Below are 15,680 nucleotides of genomic sequence, written 5' to 3' on the forward strand. Positions count from 1 at the left end.
CAGGTTCTCTGGCATAATCAGCCGATCATGTTAAAGGTTGGCACTTATGTCTTATCAACCCGATGCCATACTGATCAAGCGTGCAGCTATGGCATCCATTGCAACAGCAGTGGTTTTGCTGGTGGCCAAACTCGGCGCCTGGAGCGTGAGCGACTCGACCAGTGTGCTGTCGTCGCTGCTTGATTCGCTGATGGATATTGCCGCGTCCGTGGTGAACTATTTTGCTGTGCGTTACGCGCTGATGCCAGCGGATGATGATCATCCATTTGGGCACAGCAAGGCTGAGGGACTGGCAGCTCTGGTGCAGTCCGCGTTTATTCTGGGTTCGGTCGTGGCCTTGTTGCTGCACGTCACCGATCGGCTGGTGGATCCTCAACCGCTCAAGGCGGTGGGTGAAAGTATCGGCGTTATGCTGTTTTCCACCGCCCTCACTACCGCGCTGGTGCTCTATCAGCGCTGGGTCGTACGCAAGACCGGCTCCCTCGCAGTCAAGGCAGATTCAGCCCACTATTATGGCGATATTCTCACCAGTCTGGCGGTGGTGGTTGCTCTGGTTGCTGCCTGGTTCGGACAATATTGGCTGGATCCTGTGATTGCACTGGTGATTGCACTGGTGCTGGTGCGCAGCGTTTACGACATTATCCAGGAAGCGCTGGTGGTGCTGATGGATCAGTCTATGCCCGAGACAGAAGAAGTGGAATTACAACAGCTGATTCGAGCTATTGACGGTGTGCGTGGTTTGCATGACCTGAAAACCCGTCAGGCCGGAGCGGTACAATTTATCCAGCTGCATCTGGATATGGATGGCGACCAGACCCTGAGCCGTGCCCATGCGATTGGCGATCAGGTTGAAGCCGCGATTCTGGCGCGCTTCCCCCGTGCCGAGGTACTGATTCATCATGATCCGGTTTAGCAGGCTGTCAGGGCTTGTGTAAACTCTGGCTATGTCCAGGAATGACAGGGAGTGACCGCATGCACGGACGCTGGGCAATCATCCTCGGGATCAGCCTGTTAACCGCAGCACCGGTTAAGGCATTGACATCGGAACCCTATCTCCGCGCTGGCCAGGAAACCTTGTCCGCGGAGGCCAATGAAGCCTCAGCCAGCGAACCCTATACCGCAGAAACGAAGGTGACGGACGATATGGTGAACCGCTCCCGAGAGTGGCTGGCCAGTTATCTGGATAACCTGTCGGGTGGCCTCGACAGCTTTTTTGTCGATACCTTTTTTAGTGAAAACATTCTCGAAGATGACGTCAAGGGCAGCCGTGCCAAGCTGTCGTTTTATACCCGGCGCGAGCTGGGCGATCCAGTGGATTATAAATTCGGAATCAGCGTGAATCTGGAGTTACCGAATATCAGCGAGCGGTTGAATTTGCTGTTGCAATCGGAAGACGAGGAAGCGCGTGAAGCCGACCCGCTGGAAAGTATTGAAAACAATCATTACTCCGCCGCGTTGCGGTTTATTCTGCAGGAGAGTGAACGCTGGAAGACCGACATTGATACCGGTGTTCGCTGGGGGTTACCCCCCGATCCGTTTACTCGTCTCCGGGCCAGGCGCTACGGCTATTTTGCCGAATGGGAAGTAAAAGCAACCCAGACCCTGTCTTACTACGCTACCAAGGGCTGGGGAGAAGACACCAGTCTGCAAATGAACTACCCCCTCAATATCGAGAAGCTGTTCCGGATCAACGCCAAAGCCGCTTATTTGCTTAACGACGATTATTTTAAGCTGTCCTACAGTGGCGGCTTGTACCACGAACTCAGCCGTCGAGCCGCATTGGGTTATATCGCCGGTGCCAGTGGTGATACCGAGGGATATCCCAGTTTTTACAACTACAGTGTCAGCGTGCGTTATCGTCGCCAGATCTACAAGGATTGGGTGTTTGCTGAGTTTGCCCCGGAGCTGGTGTGGGAGCGGGACAAGGATTATGAAACCACCCCCGTAATCATGTTTCGTATCGAAAGCGTGATTTCAAAATAACGGCGCGGGATTGGCCAGGCAGCGAAAGGTCAGGTTGATTCTGGCCGCCTCAATACCTGCCCGACGTGGCAGGGCGTGCTGCCAGCAAGTTTGCATACCGGCGTTCATCACCAGTACCGAGCCATGAGCCAGCGGCAGTTTGCCATACATCCTGGATTGTCCTTTACGCCGCAGGGCGAAATCCCGCTCGGCCCCGAGACTGACCGACACGACTACCGGCGCTGGGCCGAGTTCCGGTTCATCATCGCTGTGCCAGCCCATTGTATCCTGACCATTACGGTAGAGATTGCATAACACCGAATTATTAGCCAGACCCAATGCCTGGTTCAGCTCGTGGTTAAGTGTTTTTAACCGTGGATGCCAGGCCAACGGTTGCAGGGTTTTGCCTGAGTAGGTGTAGTTCAGTCCGGTGTCGCCAAGCCAGCATTGCCGTCGGGGAATCGTGTGTTCCTTGCCATAAACCCGGATTGAGTCAGAGTGCCAGGGCAGTTCGGAGAGCAGGATTTGCAGCAACGTGTCGGAATCGCGGATAAGCTCAGGGTAGTAACTTAGCTGACCGTCGAGGAGCTGCTCTGGCGTCATTCCGGAAAGCAATAACATGCTGATATTTTCCTCCAGCCTCCTTATTGGCACAGGGCTGCGGCGGTGGCAGTGTACATCTATAAATGACTGCGCTCGAAATTACGGAGTTAAAAATATCCGGGTATACCCTGAAAATCCTTGGTTTGAAATTCTGCGTTTGAACACAAGCCGACTTTTGCTATTAAGCTGCACCCATCACTCGTTGTCAAAGAGGATGGGTGTTGGTCTGGCGGAGCGTTTACGGCCGCTAAATGACTTTATGAAACTATCGGTTTTACTTCTACGTCCATGGTGCCGATCTTGTCGATACTGGCGCAGAGCTTGTCACCGGGATGAATGGGCGCGACACCTTCAGGAGTGCCGGTCAGTAAAATATCTCCCGGTTCCAAGGTGTAGAACTTGGATGCAAAAACAATCAGGTCTGCGACATCCAGAATCAGATCTCTGGTATTGGCATGCTGACGTTGTTCATCATTGACCAATAATGTCATTTCGAGTTGCGATGGATCGCTTAGCTCGTCAGCCGTTACTAACCAGGGGCCGAGCACGGTATATGTGTCCAGCGACTTCCGCAGGCTGCGTTCTTCCGGGCCTCGAATGGTAATGTCCAGGCCAATGCAGTAGCCTGCCACCTGCGCCAAGGCATCTTCATAGTCCACATTCCGGCATGTTTTACCAATGATGACCGCGAGTTCGATTTCATGGTCGGTACGGCGCTCCAGCAATTGAAGTTCAATGCCTTCGCTGGCACCTACCAGAGAATGTGTTGCTTTGAGAAATAATCCGGTTTCCTGGATTTTCCGCACGTGGGCGCGCGAGAAGGTGGCGGTATCCTCGATCGCTTCTTCCAGATGCTTTTGGTAGTTGACCGGTGCAGCAACAATCTTGCCTGGATTTTGTACCGGGCTTAACAGGGTCACCTGATCCAGGGCAATAGCCGGTGCAGTTGCTGCGAGAGCAGTGATCTTGTCATGCAGCTCCGGTAATGCAGCAATAAGCAGGTCATGCCTGGGGTAGGGATAAGCATGAGCCGGGAACTCTTTCAATATTTCGCTGATGTCTCGTACCTGGTTGTTATCGACGAGCCCCAGACGTTGGTCATTAAAGAAACAAATGCGCATTTTGGATTCCTCTCGGAGTTTAAAGATTCGTTAGTGGCACGACGCCATATAAAGCCCCTGATTTGCCACGATGAGTGAGTTCATATAACGATAAATCGTGGCCGGCTTTATAGTTGAGTTTCTGCTCCTCCCTTTTGCTCTTGCCAAATACCCAGCTTCTCCTGCGCGCTGCGATCGGAGAAGAAAAACAATACGGAATCTTCACTGGCATGAAACTGGCGCCAGGTCCAGCCGGGCAGAGCCATCACGTCGTTCTGGCCTAGCTCAAAGGTTTCATCGCCAATATCCACCTGCACAGTACCTTCTGAGACAACCAGTACCTGGTTGTCTGTTGTTCTGTATTTTTGCGTGATCATCTGGTCTGGGATATATGCTAACCAGGCTGCCATTGTTGGCATAATCCAGTCGCCAGTTAACGGATTCGCATACTTGAGTACATATCCCCAGTGCGGATCAGGTTTTTCTGATTCCGTTATTGCTAACAATGCTGCCCGTGCGCGCGAATAGGGATAAGAAAATATAGGCGATGTTGATCCAAATGGAGATCTGGGTTCAAAAGGCGTCATGCCTGAACCAAACGCTGCACCCGAATAGCCTTCTACCTTGGTTATTAGTTGCCGTTCGGTATCAAGTTGGGCACTGAAGCCACACTGGAAATAATTCACAATGGGCACATCCAATCCATCGATCCAAATAACGGGCCCTTCTCCATCATGGCCGTGATCGTGGAAAGTACCACTGGGTGTCAGAACCAGATCGCCACGATGCATGGTGGTTCTTTCACCGTTTACCGAGGTATAGCCGCCCTCGCTTTCGAGTACGAAACGCAAGGCACCAGCGGTATGTTTGTGGGCTGGAGCCGTCTCTCCAGGCAGGATAAGCTGAATACCAGCATACAAGGTCGAGTTGACAATAGACTGTCCCCGAAAGGATGGATTTTCAAACACCAATACGCGGCGTTCGGCTTCTGCTGCTGTCAACAACTCCCCTGATTTCATCAATAACGGACGCATCTGCTCATAGTGCCAGGCGTAGGGAACGGCCTTGTTTGTCGGTTCAAAAGGAACCAGGCCTTTCATAACCTCCCAGAGAGGTGCCAGTGAAACGGGATCTAGCTCTTGATAAAAATTTTGCTTGTCAGCGTTAGTTAGCGAATCAAACGATGCCATTACATATTTCCTCCGGCTGTGATGGTTGCTATCAGTGCGGGTTTTTATTGTTCTGCTTTCTTTACTGTTAATCCTGGTTGAAATCAGTAGCCCATTTTTTATCTTTGTCAGACATACCAAGCAAAACGTCAGCTATAGCGATAGTAGCTGACCGGATTGATATGCCAGAAATATATTGATATGGATCAGTAGTTGGTGGTTTTACCTCATTAAAGATGGTAGCCATAGTGAAATTGCCGGGAAAATAATCAATAATGATATTCGTGCCAGATCAGCAGAGATAAAAGGTATGACGCCTTTAAAAATGGTTTTTGTCGGTATGTCTGGTAATACGCTGCGTAATACGAATATGTTGATCCCGATTGGTGGCGTTATCATGCTGATTTCAATGACCACAATGACGAGAATGCCAAACCATATAAGGTCATAACCCATCATCTCAACGATAGGGTAAAATATAGGCACGGTCAGTAACATCATCGACAGTGATTCTAGAAAACAACCCAGGATTACGTACACGGCGACAATCACGAGAATCACATAAATAGGTGCCAGTTCCAATCCAGAAACCCAATCTCCGATCGTCTGCGGCAATCGTGCAACGTTGATAAAATTGGCAAACAACATGGCACCGATCAATATCGTCAACAAGGTGACTGAGGTGCGAGCAGAGGTATAAATCACCTCCAGGAATTCCTTCCAGTTGAAGCGCCCGCGCAGGGTGGTGATCAACAGAGCGCCGCAGGATCCTATACCCGCCGCCTCGGTTGGAGTGAATAAGCCGACATAAAGCCCACCCATTACTAGCGTGAACAAGGCCAGGATACCGATCACACCACGGAGAGATGCTATTTTTTCGGGAAAACTGTGTTTTTTAGCCGCAGGCCCTATATCGGGATCGATACGCACCCAGATGGCGATTGCGGCCATGTACAGCACAATTCCCAAAATACCCGGCAGCACACCGGCAGCGAACAGCTTGCCAATATCCGATTGCGTCATGATGCCGTAGAGCACCAGCGCGATACTGGGCGGGATCAAAATGCCAAGTGTTCCACCCGCCGCGACTGCGCCTGCAGCCAGGGTGTCTGAGTAGTGATAGGAACGCATCGGGGGGATAGCCACCTTGGCCATTGTCGCGGCTGTCGCAAGACTGGATCCGGAAACTGCACTGAATCCACCACAGGAAGCGATAGTGGCAATAGCCAGTCCGCCACGAGCCCCTCCGAACCAGACATTGGACGTGGCATAAAGATCGTCTGATATGCCGGATCGCCCGATTAGGTTGGCCATGAGAATAAACATGGGGATGACCGCGAAGTCGTAGCTCATCACGGTATCGGATGCTACTCCGCCCAGACTCCTTAGCGCTGGCTCGAGTCCGACGATCGTGGCAAAGCCCCCAGTCCCTACCAAACCAAGCGCAAATCCAATCGGCACCCGGCAGAGCAGCAGAGCGAACAGTACAACAAAAGCCAAGAAAATAAGCACTGTGTTATTCCTTATCGAATCGTCGAGCGTGCCTGGCGTCAATGACCACCAAGGCAACAAATATTAGGGCAGTAAACATCGCCAGCACTGCCATGAAATACACAAAGGGAGCCACCGGCCAGCGGGTAAACATCGTCACGGTATTCAGCATCTCCAGCATCTCACCCTGCCGCCAGAGCTCCTTGGCAGTGACTGCCAGGGCTCCAACGCAGAGTAAATTGACCAGGGCAGCCAGTACGCGAACGCCGAATGAGTCAGGGTTGATAGCAATCAGGTCAACGGTAATGTGTTCGCGCCTGAGCGTAACCAACGGCAGAACGGTATAGAACATGATGCCAACCGTGAGCTGGGTGATCTCAAAAGCAAACGCCAGTGGATGCCCGAATTGACGTCCGGTAACATCCACAAAGGTAATAAGTACCAATAGAAATATCAGCGTTCCGGCAACCACTGCTGCCATGGATTCCAGCTGGCGGGCAATGGTTCGTGCAGTATTAAAATGCATAGCTGGTTCCCCTGCGTTATTGACCCCTGGAGGATTCGGCATGATACATCTCAAGTGCAGCCTGACCGTCTACGTTGAGCGCATTGGCTTTTTTCACCCAATTGGCATCCTGTTTGGATAGGCGTGACTGGATGAATTCGAACAGCGGCCCGGAGGCCACATTTTTCTCAATGCCATCTGCTGCCAACTGGGCGGCAGCATGGTTCAGTTCATCCTGCCAGACTTGACCCATACGACGGGCGAGCACTTCTCCTGAGATCGACGTGATGGCCTGCTGGTCAGCCGCAGATATTTGATCCCACTTATTCTGGTTCACGACAAGAAACATACTGGCGTTGTACATTCCTCCTGGAACCTCAAGCTTATGCTTGATCAAACGGTCGATATTGAAGCTGTAAAGGGCTTCATCGGTCAGCGATACCCCATCCACAATGCCTTTGTGCAAGGCGTCGCGCATTTCAGTAACCGGAATGCCGAGAGGAACTGCACCGAGTAAAGCAATAGATTCGGCAACACCACTGTTGGTCGAGCGGATTTTGAGGCCTTCAAAGTTACTGGCTTCGGTGATCGCCTGCTTGGAGCTGAATATCTGCCCTGGCGGCTGCGTGTGTACGGTCAGGGTGTGTACCCCTTTATGCATACCAGCGGGTTCAAAATATTTTTTGAACACTTTCCAGTAGGCGGCTGAGTTTTCGACGGCATTGGTTGAATTAAAAGGAAGTTCCACCATTTCACTCAATGGAAATGTACCAGGTGTATAGCCATGCAGACCCCAGGTAATGTCAGCGATACCGCTCAAGGCGAGTTGGAAGTTTCGTGGCGCAGGTCCCAATGGAGCAGCGGATATCTCGACCTTGACTCGACCCTCTGTGACCTGCTCAATATCTTCAAAATACTTATAAAGCGCATTTTTATGCATAAAATACGTTGCTGGCAGCCAGGCGCTGTAGCGCAGTATTGTTGTTTCAGCATAAGAAGCAGAGTTGAATGAAAGCATTAACGCTAATAATGTGATGAATTTTAGATGTCTTTTTTTCATTATCTGCACCGTTTATTTTTATTTATAGAATGGCGTATCTTGTTGCTTGGATTGATCTTTTTTTGCTAGTTATTGATCTCTCCAGGACGGTTTGATGTCGTAGAGCCAGGACATCCCGGTATAAAATTTTTCATCGGACCAACTGGCCAGCTCGTCATTACGGAAATCGCGGACAGCGCCGCTGGCATGGTATATCTCGCCGTAGAGCCTGGCCTGCATCTGGACTCGGGTAGTCCTGAGGTAGCGGGCGTCGCGATAACGTATAAATGCCTTGGCATAGTCACCGTTCTCATTTACCAACATATCGGCGAGACAAATGGCATCCTCGATGGCCATATTGGCGCCCTGGGCAAGGTACTGAAGCATTGGGTGTGCGGCATCCCCCAGTAATGTAATACGACCCTTGACCCAATCACGGGTTGGTTCACGATCGCTTAATACCCACATACGCCAGCTTTCAATTTTGCCAATCAGGGAAAGTACTTCTGGGCACTTGCCTGCAAAACGGTGCTCCAACTCTTCGTTGTCACCGAAGTCATTCCAGCCTTGGGTAAACTTGTCTGAGTGAAAAACAGCAACCAGATTAAACAGCTCACCACCGCGCATTGGATATTGCACCAGGTGAGACTTTTCTCCAGCCCAGAGGCACATGGAATTCCAGCGCAGCGCTTCTGGCATATCTTCCGCCCGTATAACGGCCCGGTACGCAACATGACCGGAAACACGAGCATCACCATCACCGACAACATGCTGACGAATGGTGGACCAGATCCCGTCGGCTCCGACAAGCGCATCGCCGTTGACTCGCAAACCTTGTTCTGTTGTCACGCTGGTGCCGGTATCTGACTCCTCAATCCCGGTAACCTTGGCACCTGTCCGGAGTTCGATCTTGTCTGACGTTTGGCATTTCTTTAATAAAACACCATGTAGGTCAGCCCGATGAATCACGGCATAGGGAAACCCGAATTGCTGTTTAAATTGCTTACCGGCTGGTATTTCAATGACGGATTCACCGGTCATGCTGTCACGCATCATCAGGCTTTCAGGGAACGACGAGATGCTGTTGATTTCATCCACCAGTCCGAGCCGTTCAAACATCTTGTACACATTGGGACCCAGCTGGATCCCGGCACCGATTTCTGCAATCTCTGCTGCCTGCTCCAGCACGCAGACGTGTTTGTCAATGTTCGCCAGCGCCAGGGCAGCGGCCAAACCGCCGATGCCCCCTCCTACGATAATAATTTCGGTATTGATAACGTCGCTCATATAGCTCTCCTGAAGTCTCTGGTTGCGTATGGTTCGCACGTGAAAGGGCTTGTTTTCGCTCGGGTCATACCATGATCTATAAACTGTCAGTACACTGATGATTTATTGTCAGTATGCTGACAATTTGCGGTAGGGATGTCAATAGGTTAATATTGCCTTTGTGATTTTTTTTGGGGAATGGCCTTGCATACACCACCAGATCAGTGGGCATCCGATGCGCCCATTGAAGAAGAGCAGCTGGATTCGTCGCAGCGTAGCGTAAAGTTTTGGGACAATATTTCTGTCTCTGGAGAGCCTCCGGAGATAGCCGCTATTTATATGGCACCAGCGCACCTTATACGGCGATCTCACCAGATTTCTGTTGCCCTGTTTGCTGATGAACTGGGCAAATATGGTTTAACGTCAGTTCAATATGCATCACTGCTGGCCATCAGAGATCATGGAGGTATCGATCAACGAGGTCTGGGAAATATAGTAGCGATCGATCGTTCCACCGTGGCGACGATGCTGAAAGGACTGGAAAATAAAGGTCTGGTTCGGCGTCTTACCCCCCCAGAGAACTTGCGGGTCAAGCAGCTTTATATAACCGATGCTGGCAATAAACTGTTGAGAAAAACGGTCGAACAAATTTCTCGAATACAACAGCGTTTATTAGCCCCGTTATCTGCGGAAGAACAGGATGTCTTCATGGCTTTGTTATCCAAGCTGGTTCATGTGAATAATAAATTCAGCCGGGTTCCGCTCAAGTTGAAGATGAGCGATTCAGCGGAATAATAAATATTATCGTCCCTCGCCAATAAGTCGGGTGTTCTTGTAATCAGAGGCTGAGTCTATTATGGCTTGTATAACGTTATTTGAAAAACTGTGGCATCGACACGTCGTGACCGAGATGGAAGATGGATCATCTCTGATATATATCGACCGCCATCTTGTCTATGAGGTCACAAGCCCGCAAGCGTTCGAAGGATTGCGAGTGTCAGGTCGACAGATATGGCGCCCGGGTAGTGTGCTTGCGACGGTTGACCATAATGTTCCGACACTTGCAAGTGAACGAACCTCGATCGGATCAATTCAGGATAATCTTGCCAAAATCCAGATTGAGCAGCTTGATCAGAATTGTACCGAGTTTGGTCTGAATAAATTTGGTTTGATGGATCATCGTCAAGGCATTATTCATGTGATAGGGCCGGAACAAGGGGCGATACTTCCGGGTATGACGGTGGTTGCAGGAGACTCGCATACCAGTACGCACGGAGCCTTTGCGGCCCTGGCGTTCGGCATTGGTACATCGGAAGTGGAGCATGTACTGGCAACTCAATGCCTGATATTGAACAAACCGAAGACCATGATGGTGAAAATTGATGGGGATCTGGCTGCGGGCATCACGGCAAAGGATTTGATTCTCGAGGTGATCCGTCGGTTAGGCGCCGCTGGTGCGACCGGTTACGCAATCGAGTTTATTGGTAAAGCCGTATCCGCGCTGTCGATGGAATCCCGCATGACACTTTGTAATATGGTGATTGAGGCGGGTGCCCGAGTTGGATTGATTGCTGTCGATGACAAAACGATTGATTACATTCATGGCCGACCCTTCGCCCCCAAAGGCGATGACTGGATCAATGCGGTGGAGTATTGGCTGACATTAAACAGTGATAGCGATGCCATCTTCGATGCTTTTTTGACTATTGATGCGTCGTTGATCAAGCCTATGGTGACCTGGGGAACCTCGCCCGATATGGTGGTTCCCGTTGATGGTTACGTACCGGATGCAGCTGATGAACCGGATATCACTCGACGTGCTGGTTTACAACGAGCCATTGGGTATATGGGTCTTGAGTCAGGCATGCCGGTCAAATCCATTTACCTGGACAAGATTTTTATCGGCTCTTGCACTAATGCACGGATTGAAGATATTCGAGCAGCTGCCGCGATGGTACGTGGTAAAAAGATTGCACCCTGGATCAAGCAGGCCTTGGTGGTACCAGGCTCCGGCCTGGTAAAGGAGCAAGCAGAAGCGGAAGGGTTGGATAGCGTGTTTGCTAATGCCGGGTTCGAGTGGAGAGAGCCCGGCTGCTCAATGTGTCTGGGGATGAATGACGACCGCTTATCCTCTGGTGAACGGTGTGCGTCGACTTCTAACCGTAACTTTGAAGACCGGCAAGGGTCCGGGGGACGTACTCATCTGGTCAGCCCGGCCATGGCAGCAGCAGCGGCCATTGCCGGTCACTTTGTGGATATTACTCAGGAGCTGATAAATGGATAGGTTCACCCGCATTGAGTCTCTGGTTGTTCCGTTAAACCGCGCAAACATAGACACCGATGCAATACTGCCAAAACAGTTTATGAAATCGATCAGTCGTACCGGCTTTGGCCCCAATCTGTTCGATGAATTGCGCTATCTAGATCAGCACCAGCCGGGTCTGGACAATCAAGAACGCAGATTAAATCCCGATTTCCCGTTAAATCAGTCCCGCTATCTAGGGAGTCAAATCCTACTTACCCGTGAAAATTTTGGTTGTGGCTCCAGCAGAGAGCATGCGCCGTGGGCACTGCGAGACTTTGGTATTCGCTCGATACTGGCGCCCAGTTTTGCTGACATATTCTCTGGCAATTGCTTGAAAAATGGATTGTTGCCCATCGTATTGGATACTTTCGAAATCAATACGCTTTTTTCGGAAGTCGACATTTCGCCGGGTTACTGGCTTACCATTGATTTGATATCGCAAACGATATTAAAACCCGATGGAACTGCATTAAAATTTGATATTGGATCTGTCGTGAAAAACAAGCTTTTGGCTGGATTAGACGATATTGATATCACTCTTGAGCAGTCAGAGGCTATTGCCGCTTATGAAGCCTGTCGCCGCGAAATCGAGCCATGGGTATTCTAGTTGTCCAGTGTTGCTATTGCCCGTTACATTGCAGACCGGCCCCGAAGGGCTGGACACGTTGTGGCTTTCTTTAACGCGCCCCAAAGCAGCCCCGCCATAAGATCTACAGCGGGGCCGGGTGTTATTACTTGTCAAAAAAGCCGTCAAACAAGGGTGACGTCAGGTAACGCTCACCGGAGTCCGGCAGGATCACCACGATTTTCTTGTCTTTGAAGGCATCTTCGGCTGCCAGGCGCAAGGCGGCTACCATGGCAGCACCACAAGAGATACCGGCCAGGATACCTTCTTCCGACATCAGTCGATGTGCCATGGCCATGGCGTCTTCGTTGTTAACCTGTTCAACCCGGTCAAGAATATCCAGATCCAGGTTGCCTGGAATAAAGTTGGCACCGATACCCTGGATCTTGTGTGGCGCTGGGGTCAGGTCTTCGCCTTGCAGTTTCTGGGTAATAATGGGTGAGGCTGCTGGTTCCACTGCCACAGACGTAATGGCTTTTTGCGTTTTGAGGTAGCGGGAAATGCCGGAAATTGTACCGCCGGTACCCACTCCGGCAACCACAACATCGACTTCACCGTCGGTATCGCGCCAGATTTCCGGGCCAGTGGTCTGTTCATGAATCGCCGGGTTGGCCGGGTTGTTGAACTGTTGCAGCATGATGCGGGTTGCCGGTGCTTCCGCGAGCAGTTCTTCAGCCTTGTCGACCGCGCCTTTCATGCCTTTTGGGCCTTCGGTCAGTACCAGGTTGGCACCCAGTGCCATCATCACTTTGCGACGTTCCATGCTCATGGTTTCTGGCATGGTCAGGGTGACCTTGTAGCCACGTGCTGCACCAACAAAGGCAAGGGCAATACCGGTATTGCCACTGGTCGGTTCGACGATTTCCATGCCCGGCTTCAACAGGCCATCTTTTTCGGCCTGCCAGATCATATTGGCGCCAATCCGGCATTTGACCGACTGGGCCGGGTTGCGGCTTTCCAGTTTGGCGTAAACGTGTGGGTGATCGGTCAGGGTACGGATACGTACCAGTGGGGTGTTGCCAATCGACTGGCTGACATCTTCAAAAACATTCATCGAATAAGCTCCTTGGTAGTTTTGTAGCGGCAATTCTGTCGCCGTGTAGTATCAGAGTCTGTCCATCGTGACGGCCTTGGCGGTCATTCTGCCTGGCTGGTTGACGCGCTTCGAGACAGTCGCTCCAGCGTATCATCCTTATCCAGCCACAATTCATGTACCCATTGTTGAAACCGGTTGCGGAAGTCTATGTCGTTCTGATAATCGCCCTGAGACAGTTCTGCCGGGATGTCTTTTTGTTGAATCAGTACCTGACAGCGACGCATCTTGCCGCTCAGGAACGACCAGAACGTGGGTACGCCATCCGGGTAGTGAATGGTGACATCGACCAGTGAGTGGAAGTTGTCTCCCATCACACTCATAGCAAACGCCATGCCGCCTGCTCTGGGTTGCAGCAAATGGCGATAGGACGGGCGTTGCAGCGCGTGTTTTTCCTGGTTGAAGCGGGTGCCTTCGAGAAAATTCATCACACTGGTGGGCTTGCGCTGGAATTTCTCACAGGACTTGCGGGTAGTGTTGAGATCCTGTCCGCGTTTTTCCGGATGGCGGGCCAGGTAGGCTTTGCTGTAACGCTTCATAAACGGAAAGTCGAGTGCCCACCAGGCGATCCCCATAATCGGTACCCAGATCAGCTCTTGTTTGAGAAAAAATTTGAGCAAGGGAATATGACCATTCAGGCAGTGTTGCAGCACCAGAATATCCACCCAGCTTTGGTGGTTGCTGACGACAAAATACCAACCTTGCGGCGTCAGTTTGTCAGGTCGTTCTATCTGCCAGTCCATGGCCTGAGTCAGCTTCATCCAGCCGGAATTGCAGGCAATCCAGCGGCTGGCGCAGCCATCGACCAGCCAACTCAGAGTCGTTCGTACCACGGGAATGGGCAATAGTAATTTCAGCAAGGCCAGGCCGATCAATAATGGCGCCCAAATCAGGGTGTTTAAGATTAACAGCAGGCTGGCGATCAGTCCGGTCAGAAATGCGGGCATGGGAGCGTTCTTCGTTATCGTTATTGAATGGCCGAGATTCTTTGTCGAGGCAGCATAAAACCCTACCGTTTTGCCTGGGTCAAGCCGGGATGGAGGCTGTTTCTGCCTTCAATCGAGGTTGACTGCTCAGCCAGCGGGGCTGGTGAGCAGTCGTTGCAGAACGGCTTCTGCACTTTGGCGTGAACTGTCTGACAGAGAGTCGAGTTCAAAGTGCAATTTGTAGATGAAATCGCGACCTTGCGGGGTTTGCTGAACCACGGCGGCAGTGAGCTGTTGCAAACTGTGGTGACGGTTGCCGATGGCGATCAGCAGCCGCTGGCCCCGGCGGATTTTCAGGGGCGACAGAATGGACAGCCCATCCAGAGTGATCTCCAGTGCAATGGCATGGTGGGGTGGTTGCCACTGGCCCAGCCAGTTACGCTGACACAGCTCCACTTTTAATGGAGCGGCATCGTGGCGCTGGCTGAAACGACGGTCTGGCGCGCTCAAATTATCCTTCCTGTGTCTTTGCCTTGAGGTCGGCCAGCACGCCGGGGTCGAGCTGGTCGAGCTTGTTAAACCGGATCATGCTGCGGATTTCCTTGATGTATTCGTGGCCTCGTTCAGAGTAGCCTTCCAGGCCGGCCGCCAGGTTAATACCGGTGGGGTAGCCCTGTTTGGCCATCTCGGTGCTACGCAGGTCTCGTAGCTTCCGGTAGGTCGGGTGGCTGTTCAGATTCCGAATATAGCTTTCGACTGATTCCAGCGGGTCATCAAATTTGGCTACTTCATGGGCAGCCCCGTCGTTACGCTGGCTTGGCACAATGCCGCAGCCTTTGGAAAAGCACCATTGACCAAAAAAGTTGTTACCTTGGCGGGCAAAACGGGAGGTACCCCAGGCGCTTTCATTCGCCCCTTGTGCCAGTACCAGGGATGGAGGAATGACCTGGACACGTTTGAGCAGCAAGGCTTTCTGTTCGGTTGCTGACAGAGTGTCTTCGACCCGATATTTTTCAACTAAAGCACTGATGGTGCTGTTTGCGGCTTTGCTGGTGTCCCATTGTTTAACGGCAGTACGTTCCTTGAGTACATTGGCATTGGCACGCTTGACCAGGTTCAGCATGTAGCTGAAGAAGGCTTTTTTCTTCTGTTTGACATCGGTATAGCTAGCGAAGTTGGGCAGTGTCGATGAGGTACTGGCGTGCACCGGGCTCTTGGCAGCTTGTACCGGTTTGGTTTTCACTTCTGCAGTAGGCAGGGCTGGTGTCGGCTTGTCTTGTGCCTGTGCCTGTGCCTGTGTTTCTGGGGACTGGCTGGCAGGTGTTTCTGTCGCCTGCTCACAGCCGGACAGTAGCAGCGCCAGTGTGGCGAACAGACTCAGTGGCAGGAAGGGGCGGGTGATGATCCGTAAAGTGGTTTGCGGTGACATATTTTGCTCCTTGGTCACGGTAGTTGGCGGGCAGTGTATACGAGGTTGGGGGTTGACCCCAAAAATAGCTGACGGCTGTGTATTTCCAGGCGGCTCTGGTCGACGATGATAAAAAGTCTGTTATTTTTTTGTAGCGGCGGGTGTTGTTTGTCTCGTTATGATGACAA

At 51.5% G+C, this 15,680-nt stretch carries 16 protein-coding genes; 5 read left to right on the forward strand and 11 right to left on the reverse strand.

From position 1 onward, the window contains the following. Positions 1 to 46 precede the first annotated feature (46 nt). Complete coding sequence (locus tag SOJ49_RS03055) at positions 47 to 913, forward strand: cation diffusion facilitator family transporter (RefSeq protein ID WP_369856758.1); 867 nt, start codon at positions 47 to 49, stop codon at positions 911 to 913. A 59-nt stretch (positions 914 to 972) separates the two neighbouring features. Next, positions 973 to 1,983, forward strand: a complete 1,011-nt coding sequence (locus tag SOJ49_RS03060; RefSeq protein WP_369856759.1) for a hypothetical protein — start codon at positions 973 to 975, stop codon at positions 1,981 to 1,983. Here SOJ49_RS03060 and SOJ49_RS03065 read toward each other — a convergent pair. The 7 genes from SOJ49_RS03065 to SOJ49_RS03095 all read right to left on the reverse strand — a co-directional run bounded on the left by SOJ49_RS03065 (position 1,975) and on the right by SOJ49_RS03095 (position 9,156). Continuing rightward, positions 1,975 to 2,583 carry an alpha-ketoglutarate-dependent dioxygenase AlkB gene (locus tag SOJ49_RS03065; RefSeq protein ID WP_369856760.1) on the reverse strand — a complete coding sequence of 203 codons (609 nt, stop codon included), beginning with the start codon at positions 2,581 to 2,583 and terminating at the stop codon, positions 1,975 to 1,977. The two genes, SOJ49_RS03060 and SOJ49_RS03065, sit on opposite strands and share 9 nt — an antisense overlap. 239 nt (positions 2,584 to 2,822) lie before the next feature. Further along, entirely contained in the window at positions 2,823 to 3,686 is an 864-nt protein-coding gene (locus SOJ49_RS03070) for a fumarylacetoacetate hydrolase family protein (RefSeq protein WP_369856761.1), read from the reverse strand. Positions 3,687 to 3,793: 107 nt separating this feature from the next. Then, complete coding sequence (locus tag SOJ49_RS03075; protein ID WP_369856762.1) at positions 3,794 to 4,855, reverse strand: cupin domain-containing protein; 1,062 nt, start codon at positions 4,853 to 4,855, stop codon at positions 3,794 to 3,796. Positions 4,856 to 5,056: 201 nt separating this feature from the next. Further along, positions 5,057 to 6,346, reverse strand: a complete 1,290-nt coding sequence (locus SOJ49_RS03080; protein ID WP_369856763.1) for a TRAP transporter large permease — start codon at positions 6,344 to 6,346, stop codon at positions 5,057 to 5,059. Between the two features lie 4 nt (positions 6,347 to 6,350). Then, on the reverse strand, positions 6,351 to 6,851 hold the full coding sequence (locus SOJ49_RS03085) for a TRAP transporter small permease (RefSeq protein ID WP_369856764.1): 501 nt from the start codon (positions 6,849 to 6,851) through the stop codon (positions 6,351 to 6,353). A gap of 16 nt (positions 6,852 to 6,867) precedes the next feature. Continuing rightward, on the reverse strand, positions 6,868 to 7,890 hold the full coding sequence (locus SOJ49_RS03090) for a TRAP transporter substrate-binding protein (protein ID WP_369856765.1): 1,023 nt from the start codon (positions 7,888 to 7,890) through the stop codon (positions 6,868 to 6,870). A 69-nt stretch (positions 7,891 to 7,959) separates the two neighbouring features. After that, on the reverse strand, positions 7,960 to 9,156 hold the full coding sequence (locus SOJ49_RS03095) for a 3-hydroxybenzoate 6-monooxygenase (RefSeq protein ID WP_369856766.1): 1,197 nt from the start codon (positions 9,154 to 9,156) through the stop codon (positions 7,960 to 7,962). A 183-nt stretch (positions 9,157 to 9,339) separates the two neighbouring features. Between SOJ49_RS03095 and SOJ49_RS03100 the strand changes: the two genes are divergently transcribed. From SOJ49_RS03100 to leuD, 3 genes are all read left to right on the forward strand, one after another. Beyond that, on the forward strand, positions 9,340 to 9,930 hold the full coding sequence (locus SOJ49_RS03100; protein ID WP_369856767.1) for a MarR family winged helix-turn-helix transcriptional regulator: 591 nt from the start codon (positions 9,340 to 9,342) through the stop codon (positions 9,928 to 9,930). A gap of 61 nt (positions 9,931 to 9,991) precedes the next feature. After that, positions 9,992 to 11,419, forward strand: coding sequence for a 3-isopropylmalate dehydratase large subunit (leuC, locus tag SOJ49_RS03105; protein WP_369856768.1), 1,428 nt, complete (start codon positions 9,992 to 9,994; stop codon positions 11,417 to 11,419). After that, on the forward strand, positions 11,412 to 12,047 hold the full coding sequence (gene leuD, locus SOJ49_RS03110) for a 3-isopropylmalate dehydratase small subunit (protein ID WP_369856769.1): 636 nt from the start codon (positions 11,412 to 11,414) through the stop codon (positions 12,045 to 12,047). Before leuC ends, leuD begins: the two co-directional genes overlap by 8 nt. 124 nt (positions 12,048 to 12,171) lie before the next feature. Here leuD and cysK read toward each other — a convergent pair whose 3' ends face one another. From cysK to SOJ49_RS03130, 4 genes are all read right to left on the reverse strand, one after another. Next, a complete protein-coding gene (gene cysK, locus SOJ49_RS03115; RefSeq protein ID WP_369856770.1) occupies positions 12,172 to 13,119 on the reverse strand; it encodes a cysteine synthase A in 948 nt (315 codons plus the stop codon). Positions 13,120 to 13,202: 83 nt separating this feature from the next. Further along, positions 13,203 to 14,105: an acyltransferase gene (locus SOJ49_RS03120; protein WP_369856771.1), complete on the reverse strand. Its 903-nt coding sequence runs from the start codon at positions 14,103 to 14,105 to the stop codon at positions 13,203 to 13,205. 126 nt (positions 14,106 to 14,231) lie between these two features. After that, positions 14,232 to 14,594 carry a hypothetical protein gene (locus SOJ49_RS03125; protein ID WP_369856772.1) on the reverse strand — a complete coding sequence of 121 codons (363 nt, stop codon included), beginning with the start codon at positions 14,592 to 14,594 and terminating at the stop codon, positions 14,232 to 14,234. A gap of 1 nt (position 14,595) precedes the next feature. Then, on the reverse strand, positions 14,596 to 15,513 hold the full coding sequence (locus tag SOJ49_RS03130) for a glucosaminidase domain-containing protein (protein ID WP_369856773.1): 918 nt from the start codon (positions 15,511 to 15,513) through the stop codon (positions 14,596 to 14,598). Positions 15,514 to 15,680: the final 167 nt, after the last annotated feature.

It is taken from the genome of Candidatus Thalassolituus haligoni (assembly GCF_041222825.1).
Lineage (GTDB): Bacteria > Pseudomonadota > Gammaproteobacteria > Pseudomonadales > Oceanobacteraceae > Oceanobacter > Oceanobacter antarcticus.

Bases quoted from the DNA above. Each gene is read 5' to 3' on its own strand.
- SOJ49_RS03055 (WP_369856758.1), top strand. From the start codon at position 47: ATGTCTTATCAACCCGATGCCATACTGATCAAGCGTGCAGCTATGGCA.
- SOJ49_RS03060 (WP_369856759.1), top strand. From the start codon at position 973: ATGCACGGACGCTGGGCAATCATCCTCGGGATCAGCCTGTTAACCGCA.
- SOJ49_RS03065 (WP_369856760.1), bottom strand. From the start codon at position 2,583: ATGTTATTGCTTTCCGGAATGACGCCAGAGCAGCTCCTCGACGGTCAG.
- SOJ49_RS03070 (WP_369856761.1), bottom strand. From the start codon at position 3,686: ATGCGCATTTGTTTCTTTAATGACCAACGTCTGGGGCTCGTCGATAAC.
- SOJ49_RS03075 (WP_369856762.1), bottom strand. From the start codon at position 4,855: ATGGCATCGTTTGATTCGCTAACTAACGCTGACAAGCAAAATTTTTAT.
- SOJ49_RS03085 (WP_369856764.1), bottom strand. From the start codon at position 6,851: ATGCATTTTAATACTGCACGAACCATTGCCCGCCAGCTGGAATCCATG.
- SOJ49_RS03090 (WP_369856765.1), bottom strand. From the start codon at position 7,890: ATGAAAAAAAGACATCTAAAATTCATCACATTATTAGCGTTAATGCTT.
- SOJ49_RS03095 (WP_369856766.1), bottom strand. From the start codon at position 9,156: ATGAGCGACGTTATCAATACCGAAATTATTATCGTAGGAGGGGGCATC.
- leuC (WP_369856768.1), top strand. From the start codon at position 9,992: ATGGCTTGTATAACGTTATTTGAAAAACTGTGGCATCGACACGTCGTG.
- leuD (WP_369856769.1), top strand. From the start codon at position 11,412: ATGGATAGGTTCACCCGCATTGAGTCTCTGGTTGTTCCGTTAAACCGC.
- cysK (WP_369856770.1), bottom strand. From the start codon at position 13,119: ATGAATGTTTTTGAAGATGTCAGCCAGTCGATTGGCAACACCCCACTG.
- SOJ49_RS03120 (WP_369856771.1), bottom strand. From the start codon at position 14,105: ATGCCCGCATTTCTGACCGGACTGATCGCCAGCCTGCTGTTAATCTTA.
- SOJ49_RS03130 (WP_369856773.1), bottom strand. From the start codon at position 15,513: ATGTCACCGCAAACCACTTTACGGATCATCACCCGCCCCTTCCTGCCA.